This is a genomic window from Vibrio sp. HS-50-1 (genome assembly GCF_024747315.1).
Classification (GTDB): Bacteria; Pseudomonadota; Gammaproteobacteria; order Enterobacterales; family Vibrionaceae; genus Vibrio; species Vibrio diabolicus.
On sequence record NZ_JAMPZF010000030.1, the window covers coordinates 81,379 to 105,820 of the forward strand.

Sequence of the window (24,442 nt, forward strand, 5' to 3'; positions counted from 1 at the left end):
GGAACAACAATAATATAGCTTAAAACCTTAGTTCACTAATCCATCGAACTGCGAACGTGCTTTGCTTTCGTTCTTGCTTCTAAGCTCTTTTCTGGCTTCACGAATAGCGTCAACTTCGCTTTCTATATACATATTAGCGTTAGGGTACAGTACCGACTTAAAAGCATTCGCTTCATCGAATATCGAACGTCCCTCAGTGGTGTTGTTCGTGATTAGCACATCGTGATCTTTACAAGAGCGATGCCTAATTAGAACAAGGCCACCAGCGTTAACGTGAACCTTTTTAGCTACGCGAGAAATGCCACCATTGTTGCCATCATAGGTATGGATGATAGCTACAATGTCATTGTGTTCTTGACCGCGCTTTCTAAACTCAACGTCTGCATTGTCTTTGAAGTATTTCAATTCATTCAATGCAGTGTTTTTATTGTTAGTGAGCTGTTCTTTCTCATCTTCTGGAAGATCGTAGGAGAGTTTACGGTCGAGGTCGCGTAGGTATGCTTCAAGTCTTTTGGCTAGACGTGCGCCAGTGACTTTCTGGCTGCTAGCTGCTTTATTAATTGTGATGTTAACGCGACGGACGTTCTCAATTACGGTCGTCTCTTTAAATGAGTTAGATGAGCTGTTGAAGTATTGAGGTGCGCGCTCTAAAAGCTCTTTATTGGCTGATTTCGCGGCCTCAATATACTCAAGTAAACGAGTGGTCGGATTACCACGTTTTACTACAGCTACGATGCGTTCATTGAATAGTCCACTATCTTCCTTGCCATCTATTTGTTCGGAAAAAGTCGCGCGGTGCTTCAAGGCACGTTTTAGGCGCGCATCTGCCGTTTGTTTGTTTGCAAGTAATTGATTAAGTGTTTCTATATCAATAGCTTTTAAATCTTTAATTTCAGTATTTTTTTTATTAATCATGGTGAACGGTTGCTCCAAATTACATTGGAGGATAAAGGTTACACTCCATCCCTGAGCGTATGCGAGTAACGAAAAACCCTACCTTTATCCTTGATGCGTAGCATACCGTTTTTGTGTTCGGAATTAAATAAAAAACGAACAGAAGAACGTTATAAGTGTTGCTTTTTAAGCGGAGAAGTGATCTCGAACGAAGTTTAATACGTCATCACGATTAATGGATGAATTGCATAGTGCGTTCGGATGCGATTGGATAAGATGCATCATGCAAATGTCGGTCGCGTCATCGAGGAACGAGCTGCTAAATACATCTAGGGACAGGTCACATTTATCTAGTATTTCGATTGGAATTAATTGATTCAACGTGCAGTGCATATCTATATCTCTTAAGCCAATTGACTGGATAGCCAATACGTATATAGCTCTGATTTGGAAAGAGTTTAGGGGATTCTCGCCAGCCGAGCTGATGTTCGCGGAGTATTATGAGACTGTGATCTTTGATTGTCTAGATATGCAAAATAATGCAAACATATCGTTACTAGCAGTTAGGTTTTGAGAACGTGACCTATACCGCATAATAATTGAGGATATGTATATTTGTTCGTGTCACGTGACGACGTAACACCGTCATTATATTTCCAAAGACGGGTAATTGTCGTGGCGAGTTTCAAAAAACCTCTTTTAGTTTCAGTTCTATACAGAACTGAAACTAAATTATTCAATGTTTTGTCGCTGGTCATTTCCTCTTAAATACACAAAATATAATAAAAACAATAACTTATACATTGTGTGGGGTTGTTTTCTAATCCTGGCGCTTTGTGTGAAAAAACCTAAATATTCCATAGGAATATTGATAAAAAATGGCTTCTTGCTGGTGGAGTTTTGAGCACTGTTGCGTTGTTTGTCAAAGGTTGATTAATCGGTCACTTTTGGAACTCTTTGTACTTTCAATGGAATCATTCCGAACAGAGTTGAAAAGGATATTCCTTTAGAATATATTATATTCCGAGCAAACACTGGAATTTTACTAAAAAAGGATCAGCAAAAATGTTTAAAAAAAATGAATTGGTGTCGCTTTCGGATGAGTGGTCGAGCAAACGCAGTGCCATCCAAGAGCGCCACCACGACCTTATTTTTATCTCTTTGGATGAGCTAATTAATGAATGTGGAGGCCAAGAACAAGCCGCCGCCGTCATTCGCAATTTCTACGGCTTCCCTTGTGTGCAAGGCACGATCAGCAAGGCTCGAAAAGGTAATAATGCGCTAAAGATTCGCTCTCAACTTCGCTTTGCCATAAACACAATTAAAGAAGCTCAAAGCATCCAAGCACAAACCAAGATGATCAACCACTTTGGCCGCTTACCTGTTCACCACGACTTCGTGCGTGTCGATGGCGAACTAGGCTTATTCTTGGGATTTGGCTTGTTATCCCGAACCCTACAAATTCAAGTGTTCGTTGGTGGCGAGTTTAAAACGGTTAATGCTAATCACGTGGAGTTGATCTAATGGCTGCTTTCCCTGCGCGTGACTTAGACGAGTTGGAAAAAATAATCCGTTTAATGGATGACATTAACCCGCTTATCTCTATGATGATTGAAATGGAGGTTCGTACAGGTTTACGTTATTGCGACATTTCGAAGCTAAAATTCAGCGATGTGATGATAAATGGCGTGATCCGGTCGTCATTTAGCATTGTTCAATCAAAAGGTTTTAAAGGCCGTATGACCCGAGGTAAGAGCGAAAAAGCCGCTAAAGAGGCCGCTCGAATCACCATTCACGTTAATGCCGAACTGGAAGAACTGATTAAACGTATCTACTTACACAATGGGCATAATGAGTTGATGTTTCAATCTAATCACCACTTGGCCAAAAAGGGCAATGCGATCAGCATCCAGTATATCAACCGAGCGTATAAGCGCATAGCAATGGAGTTGAGATTGCCATATCAGCTATCAACACATTCGATGCGAAAAATGTACGCCATGCTCCTGCTTGAAAAGAAAGCCTCTTTGAAAGTGATTAAGGACGCGCTTGGTCACTCTAGTGTTGCCGTGACTGACCACTACTTAAGAACGTTCCACGACGAAGCGAAAGAGTACACAACAGGCATTTCATTAAAACCAAAGGCAGAATAGAGGGAGGGGAAATTATGTGTAAGGCTCTAATGAACGCGAACTTACGAGTAAACGAATTTAAACTTCGACAACAGGAACTTTCCCGAACCTCAATTCCGAATGACCTTAAACCAAAGGTAAGAGAATTAATGAAAAAAGGGTTCAGCAAAAAGGCAATCAAGCTGGTGCTTGGTTGCAGTTATGACGACCTAAAGACTATCAATCTGTCGCATTAATTAGGAATATAAGAAAACATAGTTACACTGTAACGTTATCCATTTGGCCAAGAAAGGGCAACAATGGCCAGCCAAATCCAACCGAAAGGAATTACATGTTTTGTTTATTTGAGGGTTATAGAGTGTCAGAGTGTCGTAACGCTTATGCTTATTTCGTATCTAACACAGGCTATCGATTCATCACCAAGAAAAAGACCTGTTATGCCGTTAGTGTGCCTAAGCCGGAAGGGGGCTATATTCGTCGCTCTGTCGGGTTTGTTCGCATTGGTGAAAAGAAAGGTCTACGCAAGGCAACCAAAATACGCAACCAAATCGGCAAGGAACTATGGGGGCGTTGTTGGGATCGCGTTCGTAAGCAATTCAACTTGCTGGCGCGCTTGCCGAAAAGTCTTGAACCACGGTTAACTACCATCGATGGTAAGCAATACTACGTAGCGCGGTACACCAAGTACGATGAGAACAACCAGAAGCATGAGCATTCCATTAAGGTAAGTGTGAACGCTTATGGGAAATTGGCGGCATGGACGATTGCTAAGAGAAAGTTACTCAAGGCTCACAGCGATGTAATGGACGTATTGTTACACATTGAAAAAGTTAGTAGTGTACGGTTAAAGTAATATTCTATTCATTTATAATAATTCCGAACACTAGTTCCTAATATACTAATATTCATTAGTTAGTGACAATGCGATGAGGGGGCCCATAGAGACATATATGAAAGTACGTATTCTCGGTCAAATGTTTGCGGCTACTGTAATTGTGCAACTTAGGCTTTATAAGTCCAATTTCATAAGAAGTTAAACATCTTCAATGGTAACGGGTATCACGATTTGTGAAAACAGTGTAAGTTATTAATCTGTTGTGTTTTTTGTATTTAGAATTGGCCCCATTAAGTATTCTAAAATGGTCCTCTTTCCGGTTATTATGTCAACTGATGTTGTCATTCCTGGAATGATTGGTAGATCTTTATCACCGAGATCAGTTTTATCAGTACGTATACGTACTACATAAAAGTCGTTACCTTCTTCATCCTGGATTGTGTCTGCACTAATATGTTCTAACTCCCCTTTTAAACCACCGTACTTACTAAAATCATAAGCGGTAAGCTTGACAATAACAGGTAGCTCAGGACGTAAAAATGCAATATCTTTTGGTGCTATTTTTGCCTCTATCAGTAGAGCGTCTTCGGTTGGCACAATTTCAACGATATCCATACCTGGTTGAATAACTCCACCAACTGTATTTATGCTCAACGTTTTAATTTTTCCCGTTACTGGTGAGTAAACCACGGTTCTATTGACTTTATCTTCTAAGTTAACTGTAGACTTTACCAAAGAAGATAGTTGATCTTGGGTGCTATTAAGTTTTTCTTGTTGTTCAGATCGGAATTGTAGCGCGACCTCTATTCGTTTAAGCATGAACTCTTGAATTAATGACTCTAATACGGGAATTTTAAGCTTGCTAGATGTCATTTCACGCCTGCTATCATTGGCTTGTCGTTGTAATTTAAGTAATTCAATGCGTGGAACTATACCTTCGTCAGCTAGAGGTTTGGTAATATCCAGTTCCTTTTTTGCATATTGATAACTCCTACGTAAGTTTTCTACTCGTGCTTTTATTTCAATCAAATCCTGTTGTTTCTGTATGACTTGCTGATCAATCACTGATAGCTGGTTGCGTATATTATTTAAGTTTTCTAGATACTCAGCTTTTTGACGTAGGATTAGTTCAGGTTGAGTTTCTTCTAAAAATGATGGGAACATTAGCTGGTCATAGTTTAGTGTGACATTTTGTCGCCAATCTTTAATGTCAAAGTCATTGTTAACTTGAACGCTATTTATCGAGGCTGTCAATTGTAATACAGATGCACTCAAGTTAGCGACTTGTTGTTCATGCTCACGAAAATCTGAACGAAAGAGCGTGTCATCGATGAGAATTAATGGTTGACCTTTTTCGACTAATTGACCTTCTTTTACTAAAATTTCTTTAATTAACCCACCTTCCAAGTTTTGTATAACTTGAACCTGTGAGGAAGGAATGACTTTCCCTAAACCGACAATGACTTTATCTATCTCAGAAAAAGATGCCCAACCAACCATCACAATTGAAAGACTCACCATTATCCAGAGCAACAAACGAGCACTCCTAGGACTTGTTAGGAGTAAGGCTGCGACCTTGTCATTAACAAACTCTAATTCTTCATCGTTAAGTTTGTTGTAGTTCTTTTGTTTCATGTTTGCGCTCATTTATAATAATTTAGTTTTCGTATACCAACTTTAACACCTTGAAGACTGAAACGACCTAATATGAAAAAATCAGTACGATAGACCGAGTACAGAAAACGGCCTTTTAACTCATATAGGTTGCTCTATGATTATAGTAGGATGAGAAGGAACAATGCTCCTCTTGGGTGTCAAAATGTTGCTTAAAGCATTCTATAGCGGCTCATATGGCGCGCTTTCGGGGTCTGTAACGTGCATTATTAGTATAAAAATAGAAAATAAAGCTATCTTTAATTTTTGAAACGTGTATAGTTGATTTTGCTCTGACGAAGAGTTGTTTGAAGATAAAAAATATAAAGTAAGTTTTCCAGTGTCATCCCTAGCAAGTTTTTCTCTGTATCTCCCTTAATTCTATATCCTTAAAATAATACTTATGTTCAGTGCACCTTAATTTTAATTTATATAAGGGGCATAATATGTCTAATCAAGTAATTGGTACAGTAAAGTGGTTTAATGAAGCTAAAGGCTTCGGTTTCATTTCTCAAAATAACGGCGACGACCTATTCGTTCACTTCCGCAACATCGTTGGGGATGGATTTAAAAAACTTATTGAAGGCGACAAGGTTTCTTTTACCGTAGGTAAAGGTCCTAAAGGGCTTCAAGCAGAAAATGTAACGACGTTGTAATAGTCTTACAAAACTTAGCTTCCTTATCGCTTGTAATCCAGTGGTAAGGAAGTAGTAGCTCTGATCAATAGTTGTTTCAGATAAAAAAGTATAAAGTCAGTTTTCCCAGCGTCATCCTTAATAAATTTCTCTGTAAGCTCCCTTCATTCTATATCATAAAATAACGCATGTTCAGTACACCCTAATCATTAAGTAAGGGGCATTGTATGTCTAATAAAATCATTGATTTAATAAATGTATCTAATAATAAAAAAATCAGTAAAAAGAAAAAATCAAATAGTCAAAAATCAAAACTTGACCTACTTCAAAGAATAACAAGTGGCCAAAGTGGTGTGGTTTTGGAGGTTTTATTTTGAAGAATAATGGTAGAAAGAAAATTTGGTTTAAATTAAGAAATAAAAATAAAATTTTTGAAAGCCAAACTCATAATTAATTTTTCTTAACGTATTTTATCTTATCAATAGTAACTATTGACTCTGGAGTGGTACGTTAACGAACATCGCCAGTTTTTGAGCCATTTGCTCATCAACAAGACTATTCTAATAGCTCAATCCAAACACCATTGAAAGGCGAAATAGCTCGGTGAAGTAGTCTGCTACCTCACTACATTAACCAAATGTCAGGTAACGGATTAAGCTTTACCCGTAGTGCCTTGTGGACACCGGTAAAGAACACAGTAAAACGTTGATAATAACTGACTCATTATCCGACTAATTCTAATCTTCTTGAGCAGTTTATTCCATTTCTTGGACGAGACTGAACTTGTCCATTACTTTCTCTAAACGCTCTGTCGAAAACCTTGCTCAGATCATCAATCTTGTCGCGCCGTTTTTTCTTGTAGGCGATGTCGCAGCCGGTAATTGGCGGGTTAGTTTCTGTTCTGTAAGAAGTGAAACTAAATTGACTAGATTCCTGACGAGGCACTATTTCAGTAACTCGGCCCAACGGAACTACTGGAATAAGTTATTTAATGTTGATACCTAATCGAACTGATATGCCTAGAACGTTGGCCAGCCCGATAAGTGACGATAAAGAAGGGTTGTCGCGCGGGTGTAAGGTGTTATCCATACCTTTGGCCTTGGTAACGGTAGCTAAGGCTTCTGCAATGATCTCGGGCTCGCCAGTGCTTGCCGCTTCATCAATATAGGCTTGGATAGTCTGTTGGTTGGTTAAGTATTCGGATGGCTCTAACTCTTTTAATTGAGAGGTCACATGATCACTCTCTTTCACAATAAGACCACTCACCTGATTAACTTGCTGTATCGCGGTTTGAACGGCTTCGCCGTATGAGTCAGCTTCTCGGTCGAAATCGATACGAATATCGCTGCCAGATGCAGATACGGTGCAATCATTGGCACCAACCCCAACGAGCGCATTAGATAGCTCGCAAAGCGTGTCTGCGTTCATCTAATGGGTAAATCGTCACCATCGTTAAAACTGCTCTGCGTATTGCTTTGTCATCTTCAAAAGGTGGCTGATATTGCGTAGCTGTTGATCGTTGGTTTCTTGCGTTTGGTCATCATCCAAAATCAATGACTGGATGGTGACATCCCAATCAATGCCCTTTTTCTCGATCAAGTAAACCGCATCAGCTAGATAGGTTAAAAATTGATATTGAGAATCAATCTCTGTGTAGCTTTCCTTGGCTTTGTAAGTAATCTCATCAAAATAAGTAGAGAGTGAGTCCCAAAACTTAACACTGCTACTTGCTGTCGTTTTCATTTCATAAAGATGGCCAACACGTAGTTTGCTGTCAGTGAAAAGTCGCTTTAGCTGGTGGGCGTATGTACCTCTCTGCATTAGCAACATATCAGGGTTAATTAGTGGGTTAGTGCTGCAAAATCCGTGAATTAGATTCATTTCTTAAACTGCTCCGACTGTTTGCTTGGAGCGTAATCTAATCCCACCTTTGGATTATGGCAACACTTTTTCATTCCGAACACATAAAATCATATCCATGTGTATTTTTTTGATATTAAGGGCTAAATTAGTTATTGCATATCCTAATTTTGATGTGGTAGTCTCACCCCGCATTCCGAACACGCTCAATCATTTATAGAAAATGACCATAAAAACGTTCAATACCAGCAAAGGCACTATTGCCCTGTCTAACCACGGAGCAACAGTATCGATGGCCATTAACCGCAACACTGGCGCGGTAGCGAACGTGTGTGAGTTGGGTGTTAGGGAGTGCAGATGAGGCGAAAGCCTTTATTGAGGGCGCAGACGAAAAAGCGATACGAAATGAAATGCCTCGCTTTTCCATGTGCGCTGATGTGGTTAAACAACTAGACAAGGCGCTGGCCAATGGCAATTCCAAAAAACCAGTTGAGCCTACTCATAGAGCTTATGGAAGCTCTACCGCTAGATGGAACGGTCTACGAAATGCCACTACAAGTAGAGTTTATCCCGCACGATGAAATCTACATCGGCTATTTCGATACGACCGTCATTGACCGCATGCAAGGGCTAGGAATTATCACGTTACTTGGGGTGCATGATGATGAGCGACAAGCTATCAAACTCAATGAGCGTGACGATTTTCTAGCAAGCTGGTCGGCGGGAGTGAGTGAGGCTCGCAATGGCTCAGATCTGCATTATGCAGACTACAACAACAACCAATATGCGTTTACTGCCGGATACGAGCACTGGCATAACCGCAACAAAAAGGCGTTAAAGGGAAGACTTACGCATTACTCAACAAGTAGAGAGTATCTATGTCATGGATTTATTGACGAGGATACGGGTGAAATTTGGCATCAATAACAAAAGGTAACTAACTATGACTTTGGGTAATCTACTTCTAGCAATTCTTGAGCAGAGAACACAAACAGGCTATGACCTAACAAACCGAACAATGCCTGAATCTGGCGCATGGCAAGCCAGCCACCAGCAAGTGTACCGCGAACTTGGTCGCATGACGGAAAAGGGTTTAGTGTCACACGAAATTGAAGCGCAAGACGGTAAACCAGACCGCAAGAATTACAGCTTAACTCAAGACGGCGAGCATGTTCTTAACCTTTTACGCAACGAATCTACATGCGATGGCCTGTCTATCATTCGTAGTCCTGCATCGGTGATGCTGGAAATCGGCAGCGAGGTTTACTTCAAGTCGTACATTGAAAAACTCAATCAAGAAATAACGCAACTTAAAGAGAAGCTGAACGCGCACCAGAAAGAGAAAGGTGTGTTCTGTGACAACTTCACACTGCATGTAGAGCGCGACATTGATATGCGCAAAGCAGAGCTTAAGTTTGCCGAACGTTCACTATCTATGATCACTTCCTCAAACATTGCTACGGAGAATGCTGCGTGAAACCTCGCAAAGCCGTTTATCTTTTAGTTGGCTCGCCAGCGCTTAAACGAGCCAAAGAGTGTTTAATTCGAAATCAGCCTTGGGACTACGAGGCCAAGCTCATGAAGATCGTCAGTTTGGGGCAACGTATGCGTAACGATGACGGCAAGCCATGCCATCGAGTTTTAATTGAGAGTTACTTCTGATAGGTACAAAAAAACCGCGAATAAACGCGGTTTTTTTGCGGCTGGCCTTAGCAAACAGTTCGAATCAGCAAATTCGAGTTACCAGCCTTTTCATGTTCCACCAGCAAATGTGAAACAAGAGCAAGCAAATAGTAGGTGTTTTTAATGGCTTTGACAATAGCAGAGAAACTTCAAAGACAACGAGAGAAGCAAAAACAATCAATGGAACGGGCGCGAGCAAAGCAAATCGCCAAAATGAACGATCCCGAGGAACGGCAGAAACGCTTCAAAAAGCAATTACAGCAGCAAGAGCGCCAGCGCCAGCGACAAATCGAGCGCTTAAATGATCCCGAATACCAGAAAAAGCAGCGTGACAAACAGCAACAGCGCATCGAGCGCCAAAAAGCGAAGCCTGTAGCGAAGAAACCGACCAAAAAGATCGCCAGTAAGGGATTGAAAGGCCGAACGCCCACGGCAGAGGAAAGGCGCATCATGGATGCCATTGGCCGCTTACCATGTATTGCGTGTTGGCTGCATGGCCGAGAGAATCCGGTGATTTCCTTGCATCATGTGTTTGGTCGTGTTGGAGAACGGGCGCATGCGTATGTATTACCCTTGTGTTGTTATCACCACGACACGCTACTAGAAGCGGAGAAGCGCGCTCAGTATTCCGATATGATACCTATCCACGCAAAAGGGAAGTACGGCTGGAAAGCGCAATGGAAGATCCACAACGGTACAGAGATAGAGCTGTTGTTTAAGGTCTATAAGCTGGCGGGATTGCCGCTTGAACTACTGGAAAATATTTACCCTAAGCATTCCGAACACTAATTAACACAAACGTCATTAACGAGGCTAAAAAAGCTTGGTTAATGGTGTTAAACTGACCAAGATTCCCCATCTTAAAAAGCGCGCTTAGAGGTCACAACATGGCACGAAAGCGCATAGCTGTACTCACTCTATCATCCGGCCAGCCACGGCTTATGCTTGCTGGTGTGGATGATGGCCAACTCCATATCATCGAATGCCAGCAATTAGAGCGCTCTTTAATGAGCCTCAAACTTACCTTGCCTAAGAAGCTAGAAAAGCTCAAAAAAGGCGGTTTTATTGTGCTGGTGGACGAGGTTACGCCCTACTTTTCGAAGTATGGGCGCGCCGTTCGCCTGTCCGAACTGGACGCAAAAGGCAGACCGATCATTGTGTCGGCAATGGAAGCCTATAACTATCTCACATCCCTAAGTGCTATCACCTACCCGCCTAACGCTGGTGGCCGCTTCGAAGTGTCGCCGTCCATCGTAGAAGAAGTACGGGGAACGGATGGTAAACCAACGTACAACATTGACTGGTCAGAACTGCGCCCTGATACCTACGCGCTCATGTTTGTGGTCTATGCAGCTACACAAGACAGTATCGGCGACACGGTAACGCTTAAGAGCTTGTTTGGCCTGTTACGTAAGCCCAAGAAAGAGCCAGGAATGGCCTCGCGCGCAATGGGATTGTTCAAGGCAAAAACGGGGCTAATCGCAGACGGTAAGTATCGTATGGGGGGTGATCATGAGTAAGTTATCCCGCCTCTCAGCAGAGAACATCGAGGACGATATTCTACGGGCGCATTTCTTTGCCATCGTCATGGAATACGTCAACCGTTCGGGCAATACCGATCTGTTTGAGTACACCATTCGACTTGATGAGGTTTATCGTGTGGATCTTGTCTCTTACAGAGCTTACGCCACGGTTGAGCTTGATTGGCTGGTAAGTCTGGTCTGTGACGTAGACGACCCAATGAATCCGCTACCTGTTGGCGAAACCATCAAACTGCCACCAGCATCTTGGGTGCGTCGTTCCATGCGTCAATTCATGGACGAAATGGGGCTGTAACTTATGCCGAAGAAGTTTGAAGCGGAGAAACGGGATAACGGCTCATTTGCCAGCCTTGGCCTCAATGAGAGACAGTTCAACCAGCTATTCAACAAGATTGAACGGGCGCAAAAGAAAAACCGCCGCAATGCCAAGCGAACGCTGACCGCCTCAACGCTGGCCAAGCCAACTAATAAGGCATTAAAAGCGCTAGGCGAAAAGGCTAAAGGGCAACGGTTTACCAAAGAAGACCTGATCAAGTTCGACAAGGCTCGCCAGCGACACAAAGAGGTCTATGACAGTAAGACAGCGGGTATCACCTACGCCTTTTTGGTGAAGAACTCGCGTCAAATTGACATAGACCGCGCTAACAACCGTGTCGATGACGGTACGGGTATTCACAAGGCCACGTTGATCGGCATTAAGAACAATATCGTGCTTATTCGTGTCCGAGCCTCAAGCGTGTCTAGACATGAAGAACACCGAGTAAAAGTGCGTCTTGAGCAGTGGGATGAACTACTACACGAATCGCCTAATGGGGATTACAACCAAGCGGTGCAACTGGCGTGTGCTGGCCGTATTTCCTTTGATTGCGACTGCGGACGTCACCAGTATTGGTATCGATACTTGGCCACTATGGGTAACTACTGTATAGCGCCGCCTAAAGAGTTTGCATTCCCGAAAATCCGAAACCCTGAATTGTCCGGTGTGGCATGTAAACACGTCCTTAAGGCAACAACCATGCTGCAATCACTGGCATGGCAACGCATCTTGGCCAACCAAATGAAACAGCAAGCGCGCCGTGTTGGTTTTGGCTCAGATAACAAAACGTACTTGCTCAACGAGAAAGAGAAGAAAGCCGCCGCTCGCAACCGTAAAACAATGGTGGATAAGGCCGCAGCTACGCGCGAACACGCGAAATATCTACGTGCTCAGAACGCAATGGAAAAACAGATCGCCAAACAGAAACGGGAAAGCGAAACTATTAAGCGCCAAGCGCGCAAACTGCGTCAGGAGTCCAACGAGAAGAAAGGTTATATCGATATGATTAAGGTCGGCTTCCAGAACTTCCATGACGGCTACAAGCTGCAAGGAAAGACTAAGAGTGAAGCTCTGACCAACTTCGCAAAATTGATGAACGTAACACCAAGCAGATTAGAGAGAATCATCAAATGAGTGACGCAGTTAAACCTGTAGTAAGAAAGGCTCGATACCAAGGCCATGTGCCCTTTAACCGTGTTTTAAGGGATGATTGGATTAAGGCCATCAAACTATCACCTGATCACTTTGAAGCGTCCCTTTATCGCCCTGCGGATCCAGAACTGGAACCAACGGATGATAATTACCAAAGCGAGTCAGTGTTAGAGCTAGAAACCAACCAAGACACGCTTACTTATCGTGAGCCAGAGCTGGTGGCTTTATTAGCTTGTCCAGATGAGCAAGAGAACTTTTTCATGATGGACGATGGCGACGAAAACCTTGGCGAGTCCTTAGAACCGCTAATGCTGCGTATTGCTTCGCACCATGTTCCTATTGGTAGTGTACTGGAATGGGATGAAGAAAACGCCGAGGGATTACGAACCGTGTGGTGGTACGTACATAAAGCCGTTGGCTATGGCACAGCGAATGTGGGCGTGATTTATATCTGCATACCAATGCGTGATTTTAACAAATTACTTAAGTAGAAAATTCACCACATAATGCAGCACCACCTTTAATGGCTAGGGTGCTCCCTGCAAAAGAGCAGAGAGTGGAATACAACATCTTAATATATAACATTTGCGATGTTATTTAATTTTCTATCCAATAAAGCAATGGGGATTGGACAACTTAAATAGAACCCTTGAACTAGCTCACAATCTAACTCTTCTAGAACACACAACTGTTCAAGGGTCTCTACCCCTTCAGCAACGACTTGAATACCAAATCCCTTTGCGATGTTGACGATGCCGGAAGTGATCGCTCTTGAGCGATAATCAATAGCGATGTTTTTAATGAAGCTTCGATCTATTTTTATTTCATCGACATCCAACTTGTTGAATATTGCAAATGAGGTATAGCCAACACCGAAGTCATCAATAGAGAACTTTACACCAGATTTCTTGAGTTCTCTGACTAGACTTGCGCATTGATCAACATCGTTTAACGTTGCTGTCTCTGTGATTTCCAAGCAGAGGTATTGTGCAAAATCAAGATCTTTTTTTAAGTAATTTTCGATACGATGCATATCTTCAATGCTATTTAGCTCAGTAGCAGAAAGGTTCACTGATACCTCTTGAATGGCTCGTCCTAGAAGCTGAGTTTCTCTAAGTTGCTTTGATGCTTGCTTGAGGACTAGTTCTGTTAGAGCGCTGCAGAGATTGTTCTCTTCTGCCAGTGTGATAAATACTGCAGGAGATATATCTCCATATTCGGGGTGTTTCCATCGAGAGAGCACTTCAACTCCAGCGACTCTCTTATCTTTAAGGCAATACTTTGGTTGAAAAACAATCTGTATTTGGTTTTCTCGTATTGCGTTACGTAAGTCTGAAGTCATCTGCTGTCTCTGGAGCTCATGTTTAGCGAGCTCTTTGTCGTGGTAGCAGACAGTATTTTTCGTGATTTTTGCTTGAGCAAGTGCATATTTAGCTGACGACATGAGCTGTTTTACACTTTCCCCATCAAATGGATAAAGCGCAACACCAATGGAGCATGTCAAATCAATACCATGACGTTTTGAGTTCTGCTTAAACTGCCTTTGAATAAGTGCTAAGTGCATATCAACTTGACTTTCGCTTTCCATACGAATCAAACAAGCAAATCCATCAGAATGCACCCTTGAAGAGAAAAGTGGAGAAACGGTAGAAGAGTTAATCGATTGTGCGATATCTTTTAGAAACAGATTACTCTTTACAAAACCGATTCGGTCGGAAACGGGCTTAAAATTGTCTATATCGAGAAGAAATAAAACATAATGTTCATCCTTTTTTGTATTACGAAACTTTTGTTCCAAATAGCGAAAAAAGACGTAGGGGCTATGTAAACCGGTTACATAGTCAATGTCATTGGCTCGTTCAATATACCTGTTGTTCTTTTTTATCAGCCCCCATAGCAAGAAAGAGGTGATCACAACAAATAGCATTCCTTTTAGTGACTGAACCGAGGTGTATACTTGTTGATTGTTAGATAGGAGCTCTACCGCTTTGTCTGAGAACAATACCCACATTGACGCGAATGCAAAGTAGGACAAAACGATCTTAGCGGAGCTGAGAAAGTTTTTTTTCATATAAACCACAAAATACTCGTGTACTGCCCAAGGTTAAGAGCATACTTAAATAAGTAAACTATCACCACATTGCATATCAAGCTAGCAATATATCAATTAGATTTTCAAAACAACATATTAAACACATGCTTTTACGGATTAAGTTGACGTTTCGTCGTAACAAGAACCTCTAATTGCCCCCATCCTAATATTGTTCAGGTCTAGAGCTTAGTTGCTGTATGTTTACCATCTATGTTGCTTATATGAGTTTCAAGAAATATATAAGCTAATAAGGAAGTTGCATATCAAACATGGCTGAACTGTCAAATCTGTTCAAACTGGATTTAATCGATTTACAGTTACGAGTAGAATCACTTTTAATAGACCAATGGATGACTTAATTTATGGAATACCTGGGTGAATCAAAGCGGCTGAGAGATAAGTTAAATTTAAGACAACTGATACTATTTTTAAGCATCTTTAGTATGATGGTCACCCTTCTAAACGCTTTTTACTCCATATATCATGTTCAACGTGAACTAACTGTCACTAACACCATTGAATCCAATCGTGTTTATGCTGAAAAAATGGCCAGAATGACGGACACTTTCATTGAATCAGCACTATCACAATTGGAGTACAGCGCACTTATGCTTAGAAGCAAGGTGCGAGATACAGATGAGTTGCAACAAGAAGTGGATCGGTTGAGGCTCCAAACCAATGCCTTTAACTCTGTAGTCATCGTCAATGCGAAGGGAATTATTGTTGCCGTTTCACCTGAAGCAATACAAGTGAAAGGTGTCCAATTAACAAGTGAAAGTTCGCTACAATCATTGAAAGCTAAGTCTCCAATCGTGACTGATCCCTTCGTATCTCCTGCAGGTAATTATCTGATAAGTATTTCCCACCCTATTTTCTCCGAACAAAAAGAGTATTTAGGATATGTCAGTGGCTCTATTTATCTCGATAAGAAGAACATGTTAATGAGCATACTTGGGCAACATAGCTATAGAGATGGGTCATACCTCTACGTTGTGGATAAGAATCAGACATTGATCTATCACCCTGATCGGCAAAGAGTGGGAGAAGTCATTGTTAATAATGACGCGATAAATGATGTTATTCAGGGAAATAAAGGTGGTAAAGCCATCATTAACTCCAAGGGTATTGATATGCTTACTGGGTACGCACCAGTTAATGCTTCAGGTTGGGGGATAGTTGCACAGAAATCAGAAGGCTTAACTTTTTCTGTACTTAACGACCAAATGTGGGATGTGCTTGTAGAAACTTTTCCAATTGGAGCCATCACGCTTTTAGTTATTTGGATATCTGCGGCTTTTATCTCAAAACCGTTGTGGCAGCTAGCTAATGTAGTCAAAAGCTTTGAAAACCGTACTTCTGCTATACGAGACTTAAATGAAGTTAAACCTTGGTATTTTGAAGCTTCACATCTAAAGTGTTCATTTCTCAGCGCATTCAACATTGTATCCAACACCATTGACCAACTGCATATCGATACTTTAACGGATTCAATGACTGGGCTGTTAAACCGTCGAGGTTTAGATAAAGCCATTGATAACTTGCGTATACAAAACACTCCATTTTCTGTGCTCGCTCTGGATGTTGACTATTTCAAAAAAGTCAATGATACCTTTGGCCATGATGCCGGTGATGCCTTACTTGTCAGTGTGGCAAATATTATCAAGGCTCAGGCGAGAGAGATGGATATTGTCTGCCGCTCTGGCGGAGAGGAGTTTATGGTCTTTTTAGTTAAAACTGACATACGTCAAGCTGAATACGTTGCTGAGAGAATCCGAAAAGCCATTGATTCAAACGAGTTTGATGTTGTAGGTCACGTGACTATTTCTATCGGCATGTCTCAATGGTTTGCAGAAAGAGAACCGATCAACGCTATTCTTAAAGGTGCTGATGATGCGCTTTACCAGGCAAAACATAACGGTAGAAATAGAACTGAGGTGCATAAGGTCAACTGACTCGATCAATTTAATGTGTCATTTACTTTAGGTTCGTTGTAACTTAATTCAGACTTAGCGAACATATAAAGTTCACAACTTCAAGATACCTTTACTCTTAAAATTCAAGTGTATTAGGTTGAGCTGTCTCATAAGAATTTTTTTGTCAAGTCAAGCAAGCGAAACTTGTTACCAAGCTTCGTCTATCTCGTAATCCAACATGTAAGTAGTCTCGATGTAAAAAACATAATCTTTTACAGGTTAGCTCATTTCTCGCTCCTCAAGTTGCGAGTAGTAAGAAATGCTATCTGCTTCTAAAGCTTTATTTTACTGGATTGAGCTCGAACCCAATTTTAAGAGTAAGTAACGTAATATTGCAGCACCTTAATTATAAACATCAAACGCATATTGAAATTGCCGCGTGTGCCGAATCATTCTTGAGCGATTAATTTTACGAACAAAACAAACCTTAGCAATATGATTTATATGAACTTATCTCGCTCATCCAAACATTCATCTGAAGCCATTTCAAACTCGCGACATATCCAAGGACGATTTTCATAAATTTTGCACATTAAGCTATCTCTATCTAAAGCAGCACACCAACCATCACTTAGACGCAGCATTGCCTCACTACCATACTGATCACGTTTGATGAATTGTTCTGGTACTCCCGTATCAGAAATGATCATTACTTCAAGCCGACAACAGCATGCTTTACAGTTAGAACAAGATATATTTGAGGAATAAGCTGGTGTAGAAAAGGTGGGTATGTTCATAAGTAGCTACATTTTGATTAATTACACATAATACCGTAATTTAGTACAAACTACCTTACTTCTGATGTTCGCTACCTTGTGGATCATAATGCCCTGTAAAGGTATCAACCACGCTAATACCTTAGTTAAACAATTGTGTCATAAACACTAAACTGGCTTGGAGTGAAAGCGCCAAGTGTTACGAAGCCATCTCGAACAGTTTGTTATATGCTTGTATTGCACCTATAATTTATGCGCACACACAATACGCACAGGTTACTATCATGAGAAACGCATATAGTACGCAAGCACCAAAGAAAGCTACAAACTTAAGCTTAAACAGTGAGTTACTTGCGGAGGCTAAACGCTTAAATATAAACCTTTCGGCAACAATGGAAAAGGCACTTGAAAAAGAAGTACGTCAACGCCTTAAAGCTGAATGGTTAAAGCAAAATTCTGAGGCCATTAATGCTTGTAACGAGCTAACTGAAAATCACGGACTATTTTCTGATTCTTACCGAGTATTCTAATGTCACAATTCTCGCTATACAAAAACAACGATAAAAACACTGCAACCGCATATCCATACTTTGTTGACGTTCAAAGTGGATTGCTGGATACATTGAACACTCGGTTAGTTATTCCGTTGACGCCTATTGAGCTGTTAGAGAAAAAAGCACCCACTCATCTATGCCCCATAATCCATATTGATGAAGGTGACTTCGTAATTCTGACGCATCAAATGGCAAGTGTACCAACCAAAATTCTAAGAGAACCTGTAAGCAATCTAAGCACTTTTAGAGACGAGATCATCTCTGCTATCGACTTTCTTATTACGGGCATATAACGCCAGCCACGCAATCACGACACTTAACTTGGACGCCGTAAACACTAAACTTGACCCAAACTAAAAATGCCAAGCGTGGGGAATCACTCTTAAATGCTTTCATTTCTATCCCCTAAAATTGCCAGAATGGTAAGTTAAATATCCACCCCATAACAGTAAACGCTGTTAGCAGTAGACCAAAAAGAAATCCCAGTAAGCCGCCATTGTATCACTTGTTTCAGCATGACAAATTCAGGGATACTCGCAGCGACAGTGCTCATACAAAACGCTAATGTCGTACTAATGGGAAGACCATTTCTCAGTAGACTCTCCATGATAGGAATCACCCCCGTCGCATTAGAATACAGAGGGATACCAATCAATACTGAAACTGGAACCGACCACCACTGACCTGCGCCTAATTGACATCCTCCCCTAGCTGATTCGCTAGGGGATTCCCATTACATGGGCGCACGCTAAATTGCTTTAGGTGCAAGTTCCTGATTCATCAAGCGGCTAACGCCGACTCTCCACAGGCTAACAAGCGGTGTCCCCGCTCTAAAATATTTAATGCGCCAACAATATCTGCATTGTTGGTGTAACCACACTTAATACACTCAAAATGAGATTGAGTTTTACGGTTATCTTTCGATACATGACTGCAACAAGGGCAGGTTTGGCTTGTGTATTGCGCTGGCACAGCGACAACTAAACCACCATTCCATAATTGCTTGTACTCTAGTTGTCTTCTGAACTCATACCAACCCTGATCAAGTATTGATTTGTTCAGCCCTGACTTAGCTTTCACGTTTTTACCGTGCTTTTCTGCATTGCCTTTTGCTGACTTAGACATGTTTGATACACGTAAGTCCTCAATCACTATCATCGCGTGGTTCTTGCTGATTTGATGTGAGGCTTTATGTAAGTAGTCCTTGCGACAATTCGCAATGAGAGTGTGTAGCTTTTGAATTTTGGCTTTCTGTTTCTGCCAGTTAGCAGAAAACTTAACCTTTCTTGATAGCTTGCGCTGTTCGACAGCTAAGCGCTTTTCATGCTTACGGAATGCGTTAAGCGGTTTTAGATATGAGCCGTCTGACAATGTGACTAACTTGGCAACACCCATATCAATACCAACGGCAGAGCTAGAGGTATGCTTAGGTTCATCAATTTCTTGCTCAACTTGGAACGAGATATACCAGTGACCAGACTTAAAACTAACAGTACAGTTCTTAATGTTGCCTTGTACTTCTTGTGATTTGCGAAACTTCAGCCAGCCAAGCTTGCTCGGTAGCTTTACACGCTTACCATCTAGTTCGCAGTATTTGTTGAAGTTAACAAAGCGCACTGAATCTTGGTTTTTGCCTTTATTTTTAAATCTAGGCTTATCAGCAGCTAATGACTTGTCGAAGCATCGCATCCAAGCCGTATGAAGGTCTTTGAGCTTTTGCTGTAGATTGTCAGTGTATGCCTCTTTGAGCCAAGCAAGATCGTCTTCTTTCTTCCATTGCGTGAGTTGCTTACACAGTTCAGCGTAGTTCGGGATCTTCTCGCCAGAGTCCAACTTGTTTAAGCAGTGGCGCAAGCCTTGATTCCACACAAATCGAGCATGACCGCAAAGCACAGCAAGTCTAGCCGCTTGGGTAGCGGTAGGTTCTAACCGAAATTTGTATGCTTTGCGTATTAACATGACAATCAGTGTGAATCTTGATAATATATTTATATTATCAACTTACATACAAAAGACAATATCAGTGTGCGATAATTTTAATAAGGGTAGGCATAGTTGTTATTCACTGCATTTACATATCGTTTTCGTGACAAAATACAGAAAGAAAGTGTTTGGAGATTTGCATCTACAAAGTCTTGAGGCGACTTTCAGGGAGCTTTGTTTGGGCTTTGATGCGGAGCTAAAGGAATTTAACGGAGAGCCTGACCATGTTCATTTGCTAATATCAACATCTCCGAATACACCTAGCGTTGCAAAATTGGTGAACTCGTTAAAAGCAACCAGTTCACGCAGGATTCGCAGGGAATTTAATGATGTAGCAGGAGCGTTTGGTAAGAATGTGCTTTGGAGTCGGTCTTACTTTGCTGGAACATGTGGAGGTGCGCCACTAACTGTTATTCGTCAGTACATCGAGCAACAGGATAGACCGCATTAAGGCGCTATCGCACCTTTGGCTATTCCCCTCCCTGCTCTTTCGCAGGGAGCACCCTAGCCATTAAAGGTGGTACTACTATGCGGAACACATCCATAGGTAACTCGATGATCAGAGTAACTTTTATGTGGTGAAGCACTGCTGGTTTGGGTTACGTAGTTCAATGATGGTATTACTTTGATCAACACGGTTAAATGCCTCATCACTTATATTTGCGTGATCAAAATCAGTACGAAATAGATCCGCACGATACAAATCGACCTTACTCATTTGTGCATAACTCATGTCTGCGTTTCTCAAATCCGCATCGCGGAACGTTGCGTTGTTCAGGTTAGCGTGACTGAAATTGGCATAAGTAATGTCAGCCTCATTCATATTCGTACCTGATAAATTGGCGCCACTGAAGTTGGTGCGGGTGAGATTGGCGCAACGCAAATCAGCATTTTTAATTGTACGATTGCTTAGGTCGGCATTACATAATTGTGCACGCTCACCGCCTTGCTTGTCTAACCACAGTTTGTGTTGCTCAAGAACTGAATCAAGCTCTTGTTGAGTGTATGTATTCATACTTCACACCTCTATTCTCATAGGGGATACCAATATTAGGCCCCCCTTTATCTTGATTTAGCTAATCTTGCTGTGCCATATCTCGCTATCTGGGCCAATAACACATTCGCCGTCTACTCTCATTGATAACCGAATAAGACAGCGTTTGGCCACTTCCTTGAAATCGTCTTCGGGTAAATGTCTTACCGAGTCGACCAAGGCTTGACAATGCGGGGCGGTTTGCTCTTTTAAAGTGTAGAAAACCCATTTCCCCTTTTTCTCGTGGTTCAGGAGGCCAGCTTTGTAAAGTATTTTAAGATTACGAGATACGTTGTATTGAGTTTCACCAATGATGTCCATTGCTTCAGCTACTGCCATGCATTCATCAACATGCAGGAACAACCAGAACAATCGCAATCGATTTGGTTCTGATAAGGCTTTTAACGAATCAATGTATTTTTCATCCATCATGGTTTTACCCTTTCAACTGATTGGCGCCACTCTCGATGAGTGGCGCGAGTTTTATATTGTTCAGAGTAACCGATTTTACACAACGTATTGGAAGATAGCGCCCCCAATGATCGCTGTCGTTAAGACTATCCCTACAAACGCGATTACTGCTTTTCTTTTTAGAACTGCAGATACTAACGCGATTTCAGGCAAACTGGCACCTGTACCGCCAATAATTAGTGCCAATGCGGCCCCTAAGCCCATTCCTTTAGCTATTAACACGTTAAGTAGCGGGATCGCCATCTCGATACGTAGGTAAAGCGGGATACCAATAAATGAAGCCACCACGATAGATTGGAAGCTATCACCACCCACATATTTATCTACTAAGTCCGCTGGTAGGTAAACCGCAGAGAATCCGCTGATCGCTGCACCTAACAATACGTATGGGATTATTCGTTTGAATAAAGACCAAGCTCCAGCCATTGCATTGCGCGGTCTTGAGGTAGAAGAAAGTGCTGCGCCACAAGTAGAAGTGTTGCTGCCGCATCCTTTACTTTTGTTGTCTTCTAATTCATCGGCACGCTTGATTTCATTTTTCCAAGGCGACTTGGAGATCACGTAGCCACCCAATACCGCAGCGGTGAACGTCACCAAGAAGTACACCACAGTGATCTTTAATCCGAAAGTGGCATACACCATCGCTAATACAATGAAGTTACACAATGGTGCAGAAATAATGAAGCTCATTACTGTACCCAAGGATGCGCCCATTGATGCCATTGCCATGGTTACAGGAACAACCGCAGCACTACAAAATGGGGTTAACATGCCAAACAGTGTACCCAAAAGGGTTCCCCATTTATCGTGTTTGGTCAGCGCTGATTGGAGTTTTTTTTGGGGGATGTATTCGCGCATGATGCCGGTTAAAAGTGACACGATGGCGATGATAAGAACTAAGCCTTTCGCTACATAAAAGAACTCGTTGAACGCAATAAGTAATTTAGTATCCAAAATTGTAATCTCTAGCAAGTAAAAAGAGATTTTGGATAATATACATACATGCACGATTGTGCAAGTGTGTATATTATTTTATTAGTCGTTAGAGATCGATAGGCTTGCTTATGACCTATAGTTTATTGTCGAAAGATATTTATTAAGTATTGGAAAAAGTATGGGCGTTTCAGATCACGGCATGCTCAATATTTGCCCATAGAAAGACCTTGTCTTCAATAGATAATCCCTAAACACAGTCTACACCAACGACATGTCTGGACAGGGCATCATATCTTGAAGAGAGCGGCATTGAGTTGTTAAAACAATGGTGGGCGATGACAAATGTCAGTCATAGTGCGCGTTGGTATGTGGATTTGGAGAGTACAGCGAGAGTCGATCAGCATCATAATATTGAAAGGCGGAGAAGTAGACTTTGCGTTCATATTTCTTGATAATCAGCTGCTTGGTTAGTCAGTTTGATCCCAGAAGGCGAAGTTAGTTAGAACGCTCAAGCATGAAAAAGTGCTATATTGAATACATCACATCTTCACGCCCCCCCACAAAAGGAATTATACTATGCCGACCTACCAGGTCACTTACTTCAACGCGAAACACGCCGTAATGGATAGCGAATCTATATTCATGAAAAGTCTAACCAACGCAAAGCGTTCCGCAGAGCATCATGCACCAGAGGGTACTGACCAAATTGAAATCAAAGATTTAATGGATAAAGTTCTGACTCGATTGATGCTTGAACAAGGCTGGGTTGATAACATCGAAGACTGATATTGCCGAGCAATCACGGTTCGTTTGGAGTGTCATCAATAAATACACAGGCTTGCTTAGTTTTTCGTACTAGCCTTTGACAAAATTTAATTTGTTTGTCTGTCAAAGCTTGTTCACGGTTGAGTTGGTCGAGTAAACCTGAAAGCATGTCTCTTTCCAAGTTACTCAGTTTTTCAGAATGCATGAGGAGTGTCGTATTGATAAGTTCAGAGAGGTTTCTTGAACTCACAATCCCCATTCCTTATTCCACTTCTTTTGTTCCTCAATATCTTCTGTTCGTTTGCGGAAATCCTTTCTCTTAAGCTCTTCTGGTATCCATTTAATCCTTTTTCCTTTCGGATTAAGACCAAGTTGTTTCTGCTTTTGTGTCGGGTTAGGTAATTTGCTCACATATAATCCTATTTTGATGGTTGACTGAATTTCGCACCGCATCCACGTTGGCTATGAAATAAACAATGATACTACACAAGTCAGCATAAAATAGACAAAAGTGAGTAGCACTAGTTAAATTAGCATTGTAAGTATCGCAAAAACTAGCTAGTTGCAACTTCGGCTATTTGCTCGCAGTCGGCATAAAGTCGTTTTTTGTTAGCGAATGCATTGGAAACTTACTAATGCTTTTTAAAATCATAACCTTACAGCCAAATTAAAATATGACCGAAGACTAAACTAACTATTTTCAATTTAAGACTTATACTTAAAGTAGCTCCGCGAATTTGAGTTATTTTTTCATTATAAAACAAGTTTCCTTTCACAGTTATTTTCGAAATTTTTCGTTTAACTTCTGCGACAGCCCTCTTGAGTGACTATGAAATAGCTCTAGTTACCAGAGCCTTAACCTATAGGATTAGTCGAGGTATATATGTCTGACAGAGAAACTGGATCAGTAAAATGGTTTAACGAGAATAAAGGCTTTGGATTTATCACCAAAGATAGTGATGGCAAGGATATTTTTGTCCATTTCCGTTCGATTTCGTCTGATGGGTTTAAGACCCTGTTGGAAGGGCAAAAAGTAAGTTTTGAAGTTGAACCAGGTGAGAAAGGACCGCACGCAACAAACGTGGCTCTCATCTAGATACGGCTGAAGGCATAGCAATCAAAAGCTTTGCCTTCATTTTTTGTCTAGTTATTGTTTGATGGTAAAAGTCCATTCCAACTTCTTCCTTCTTTTCGAAATTCAACTCTGGTCCTTTCAGG

31 protein-coding genes are annotated in these 24,442 nt (G+C 41.4%); 19 read left to right on the forward strand and 12 right to left on the reverse strand.

The window, feature by feature from the left end:
• Positions 1 to 27: 27 nt before the first annotated feature.
• Complete coding sequence (locus NDJ01_RS14810) at positions 28 to 915, reverse strand: hypothetical protein (protein WP_033905404.1); 888 nt, start codon at positions 913 to 915, stop codon at positions 28 to 30.
• A gap of 1,044 nt (positions 916 to 1,959) precedes the next feature.
• Between NDJ01_RS14810 and NDJ01_RS14815 the strand changes: the two genes are divergently transcribed.
• The 3 genes from NDJ01_RS14815 to NDJ01_RS14825 all read left to right on the forward strand — a co-directional run bounded on the left by NDJ01_RS14815 (position 1,960) and on the right by NDJ01_RS14825 (position 3,879).
• Positions 1,960 to 2,418, forward strand: coding sequence for a hypothetical protein (locus tag NDJ01_RS14815; protein ID WP_074190793.1), 459 nt, complete (start codon positions 1,960 to 1,962; stop codon positions 2,416 to 2,418).
• Positions 2,418 to 3,047 carry a tyrosine-type recombinase/integrase gene (locus tag NDJ01_RS14820; protein ID WP_033905402.1) on the forward strand — a complete coding sequence of 210 codons (630 nt, stop codon included), beginning with the start codon at positions 2,418 to 2,420 and terminating at the stop codon, positions 3,045 to 3,047. The genes NDJ01_RS14815 and NDJ01_RS14820 overlap by 1 nt, the downstream gene beginning before the upstream one ends.
• A 310-nt stretch (positions 3,048 to 3,357) precedes the next feature.
• A complete protein-coding gene (locus NDJ01_RS14825) occupies positions 3,358 to 3,879 on the forward strand; it encodes a hypothetical protein (protein WP_017634092.1) in 522 nt (173 codons plus the stop codon).
• A 234-nt stretch (positions 3,880 to 4,113) separates the two neighbouring features.
• On the opposite strand, the gene NDJ01_RS14830 is transcribed toward NDJ01_RS14825, so the two are convergent.
• Entirely contained in the window at positions 4,114 to 5,496 is a 1,383-nt protein-coding gene (locus NDJ01_RS14830) for an HlyD family type I secretion periplasmic adaptor subunit (protein WP_074190792.1), read from the reverse strand.
• A gap of 464 nt (positions 5,497 to 5,960) precedes the next feature.
• On the opposite strand from NDJ01_RS14830, the gene NDJ01_RS14835 reads away from it, so the two are divergent.
• Complete coding sequence (locus NDJ01_RS14835) at positions 5,961 to 6,170, forward strand: cold-shock protein (RefSeq protein WP_017634094.1); 210 nt, start codon at positions 5,961 to 5,963, stop codon at positions 6,168 to 6,170.
• Positions 6,171 to 6,376: 206 nt separating this feature from the next.
• Positions 6,377 to 6,526 (forward strand): hypothetical protein, encoded by a 150-nt coding sequence (locus NDJ01_RS14840; RefSeq protein WP_165615990.1) that lies wholly within the window; start codon positions 6,377 to 6,379, stop codon positions 6,524 to 6,526.
• Between the two features lie 607 nt (positions 6,527 to 7,133).
• Here the strand turns inward: NDJ01_RS14840 and NDJ01_RS14845 are convergent.
• Both NDJ01_RS14845 and NDJ01_RS14850 read right to left on the reverse strand, forming a co-directional pair.
• A complete protein-coding gene (locus NDJ01_RS14845; RefSeq protein ID WP_242657431.1) occupies positions 7,134 to 7,577 on the reverse strand; it encodes a DNA-binding protein in 444 nt (147 codons plus the stop codon).
• 24 nt (positions 7,578 to 7,601) lie between these two features.
• Entirely contained in the window at positions 7,602 to 8,030 is a 429-nt protein-coding gene (locus NDJ01_RS14850; RefSeq protein WP_074190791.1) for a hypothetical protein, read from the reverse strand.
• Positions 8,031 to 8,477: 447 nt separating this feature from the next.
• Here NDJ01_RS14850 and NDJ01_RS14855 point away from each other — a divergent pair, with 447 nt between their 5' ends.
• The 8 genes from NDJ01_RS14855 (at position 8,478) to NDJ01_RS14890 (ending at position 13,192) form a co-directional block, all read left to right on the forward strand.
• Entirely contained in the window at positions 8,478 to 8,936 is a 459-nt protein-coding gene (locus tag NDJ01_RS14855) for a hypothetical protein (protein ID WP_048626724.1), read from the forward strand.
• A 16-nt stretch (positions 8,937 to 8,952) separates the two neighbouring features.
• The gene (locus NDJ01_RS14860) at positions 8,953 to 9,486 is read left to right on the forward strand and encodes a PadR family transcriptional regulator (protein ID WP_052484257.1); all 534 of its coding nucleotides are present in this window, start codon (positions 8,953 to 8,955) and stop codon (positions 9,484 to 9,486) included.
• Positions 9,483 to 9,671 (forward strand): hypothetical protein, encoded by a 189-nt coding sequence (locus tag NDJ01_RS14865; RefSeq protein ID WP_074190790.1) that lies wholly within the window; start codon positions 9,483 to 9,485, stop codon positions 9,669 to 9,671. The genes NDJ01_RS14860 and NDJ01_RS14865 overlap by 4 nt, the downstream gene beginning before the upstream one ends.
• 144 nt (positions 9,672 to 9,815) lie before the next feature.
• Positions 9,816 to 10,481 carry a Ref family protein gene (locus NDJ01_RS14870; RefSeq protein WP_258430893.1) on the forward strand — a complete coding sequence of 222 codons (666 nt, stop codon included), beginning with the start codon at positions 9,816 to 9,818 and terminating at the stop codon, positions 10,479 to 10,481.
• A gap of 98 nt (positions 10,482 to 10,579) precedes the next feature.
• Positions 10,580 to 11,212, forward strand: a complete 633-nt coding sequence (locus NDJ01_RS14875) for a hypothetical protein (RefSeq protein ID WP_074190788.1) — start codon at positions 10,580 to 10,582, stop codon at positions 11,210 to 11,212.
• Entirely contained in the window at positions 11,205 to 11,528 is a 324-nt protein-coding gene (locus NDJ01_RS14880) for a hypothetical protein (RefSeq protein ID WP_258458629.1), read from the forward strand. The genes NDJ01_RS14875 and NDJ01_RS14880 overlap by 8 nt, the downstream gene beginning before the upstream one ends.
• A 3-nt stretch (positions 11,529 to 11,531) precedes the next feature.
• A complete protein-coding gene (locus NDJ01_RS14885; protein WP_042522703.1) occupies positions 11,532 to 12,683 on the forward strand; it encodes a hypothetical protein in 1,152 nt (383 codons plus the stop codon).
• The gene (locus NDJ01_RS14890; RefSeq protein ID WP_050550052.1) at positions 12,680 to 13,192 is read left to right on the forward strand and encodes a hypothetical protein; all 513 of its coding nucleotides are present in this window, start codon (positions 12,680 to 12,682) and stop codon (positions 13,190 to 13,192) included. The genes NDJ01_RS14885 and NDJ01_RS14890 overlap by 4 nt, the downstream gene beginning before the upstream one ends.
• A gap of 80 nt (positions 13,193 to 13,272) precedes the next feature.
• On the opposite strand, the gene NDJ01_RS14895 is transcribed toward NDJ01_RS14890, so the two are convergent.
• Positions 13,273 to 14,772, reverse strand: coding sequence for a bifunctional diguanylate cyclase/phosphodiesterase (locus NDJ01_RS14895; protein WP_074190786.1), 1,500 nt, complete (start codon positions 14,770 to 14,772; stop codon positions 13,273 to 13,275).
• 383 nt (positions 14,773 to 15,155) lie between these two features.
• Here NDJ01_RS14895 and NDJ01_RS14900 point away from each other — a divergent pair, with 383 nt between their 5' ends.
• Positions 15,156 to 16,745, forward strand: a complete 1,590-nt coding sequence (locus NDJ01_RS14900; RefSeq protein ID WP_017634112.1) for a sensor domain-containing diguanylate cyclase — start codon at positions 15,156 to 15,158, stop codon at positions 16,743 to 16,745.
• A gap of 461 nt (positions 16,746 to 17,206) precedes the next feature.
• On the opposite strand, the gene NDJ01_RS14905 is transcribed toward NDJ01_RS14900, so the two are convergent.
• Positions 17,207 to 17,503 (reverse strand): YkgJ family cysteine cluster protein, encoded by a 297-nt coding sequence (locus NDJ01_RS14905; protein WP_033905393.1) that lies wholly within the window; start codon positions 17,501 to 17,503, stop codon positions 17,207 to 17,209.
• Between the two features lie 263 nt (positions 17,504 to 17,766).
• On the opposite strand from NDJ01_RS14905, the gene NDJ01_RS14910 reads away from it, so the two are divergent.
• Entirely contained in the window at positions 17,767 to 18,012 is a 246-nt protein-coding gene (locus tag NDJ01_RS14910) for a type II toxin-antitoxin system CcdA family antitoxin (RefSeq protein ID WP_033905392.1), read from the forward strand.
• Complete coding sequence (locus tag NDJ01_RS14915; protein WP_074190785.1) at positions 18,012 to 18,329, forward strand: CcdB family protein; 318 nt, start codon at positions 18,012 to 18,014, stop codon at positions 18,327 to 18,329. Before NDJ01_RS14910 ends, NDJ01_RS14915 begins: the two co-directional genes overlap by 1 nt.
• 134 nt (positions 18,330 to 18,463) lie before the next feature.
• Here the strand turns inward: NDJ01_RS14915 and NDJ01_RS14920 are convergent, their stop codons facing one another.
• Entirely contained in the window at positions 18,464 to 18,691 is a 228-nt protein-coding gene (locus NDJ01_RS14920) for a permease (RefSeq protein WP_230623503.1), read from the reverse strand.
• A 125-nt stretch (positions 18,692 to 18,816) separates the two neighbouring features.
• On the reverse strand, positions 18,817 to 19,995 hold the full coding sequence (locus tag NDJ01_RS14925; RefSeq protein WP_062865624.1) for an RNA-guided endonuclease TnpB family protein: 1,179 nt from the start codon (positions 19,993 to 19,995) through the stop codon (positions 18,817 to 18,819).
• On the opposite strand from NDJ01_RS14925, the gene tnpA reads away from it, so the two are divergent.
• A complete protein-coding gene (gene tnpA / locus NDJ01_RS14930; protein WP_373921273.1) occupies positions 19,994 to 20,470 on the forward strand; it encodes an IS200/IS605 family transposase in 477 nt (158 codons plus the stop codon). The two genes, NDJ01_RS14925 and tnpA, sit on opposite strands and share 2 nt — an antisense overlap.
• A gap of 120 nt (positions 20,471 to 20,590) precedes the next feature.
• Here tnpA and NDJ01_RS14935 read toward each other — a convergent pair whose 3' ends face one another.
• The 3 genes from NDJ01_RS14935 to NDJ01_RS14945 all read right to left on the reverse strand — a co-directional run bounded on the left by NDJ01_RS14935 (position 20,591) and on the right by NDJ01_RS14945 (position 22,477).
• Complete coding sequence (locus NDJ01_RS14935; RefSeq protein ID WP_033905389.1) at positions 20,591 to 21,034, reverse strand: pentapeptide repeat-containing protein; 444 nt, start codon at positions 21,032 to 21,034, stop codon at positions 20,591 to 20,593.
• A gap of 57 nt (positions 21,035 to 21,091) precedes the next feature.
• Positions 21,092 to 21,484 (reverse strand): metalloregulator ArsR/SmtB family transcription factor, encoded by a 393-nt coding sequence (locus NDJ01_RS14940; protein ID WP_033905388.1) that lies wholly within the window; start codon positions 21,482 to 21,484, stop codon positions 21,092 to 21,094.
• Positions 21,485 to 21,559: 75 nt separating this feature from the next.
• Positions 21,560 to 22,477 (reverse strand): permease, encoded by a 918-nt coding sequence (locus tag NDJ01_RS14945; protein WP_074190784.1) that lies wholly within the window; start codon positions 22,475 to 22,477, stop codon positions 21,560 to 21,562.
• A gap of 558 nt (positions 22,478 to 23,035) precedes the next feature.
• Here NDJ01_RS14945 and NDJ01_RS14950 point away from each other — a divergent pair.
• Positions 23,036 to 23,245: a hypothetical protein gene (locus tag NDJ01_RS14950; RefSeq protein ID WP_033905386.1), complete on the forward strand. Its 210-nt coding sequence runs from the start codon at positions 23,036 to 23,038 to the stop codon at positions 23,243 to 23,245.
• A gap of 225 nt (positions 23,246 to 23,470) precedes the next feature.
• Here NDJ01_RS14950 and NDJ01_RS14955 read toward each other — a convergent pair whose 3' ends face one another.
• Positions 23,471 to 23,635 carry a hypothetical protein gene (locus NDJ01_RS14955; protein WP_258586916.1) on the reverse strand — a complete coding sequence of 55 codons (165 nt, stop codon included), beginning with the start codon at positions 23,633 to 23,635 and terminating at the stop codon, positions 23,471 to 23,473.
• A 472-nt stretch (positions 23,636 to 24,107) separates the two neighbouring features.
• On the opposite strand from NDJ01_RS14955, the gene NDJ01_RS14960 reads away from it, so the two are divergent.
• Complete coding sequence (locus NDJ01_RS14960; RefSeq protein WP_005378997.1) at positions 24,108 to 24,320, forward strand: cold-shock protein; 213 nt, start codon at positions 24,108 to 24,110, stop codon at positions 24,318 to 24,320.
• Positions 24,321 to 24,442: the final 122 nt, after the last annotated feature.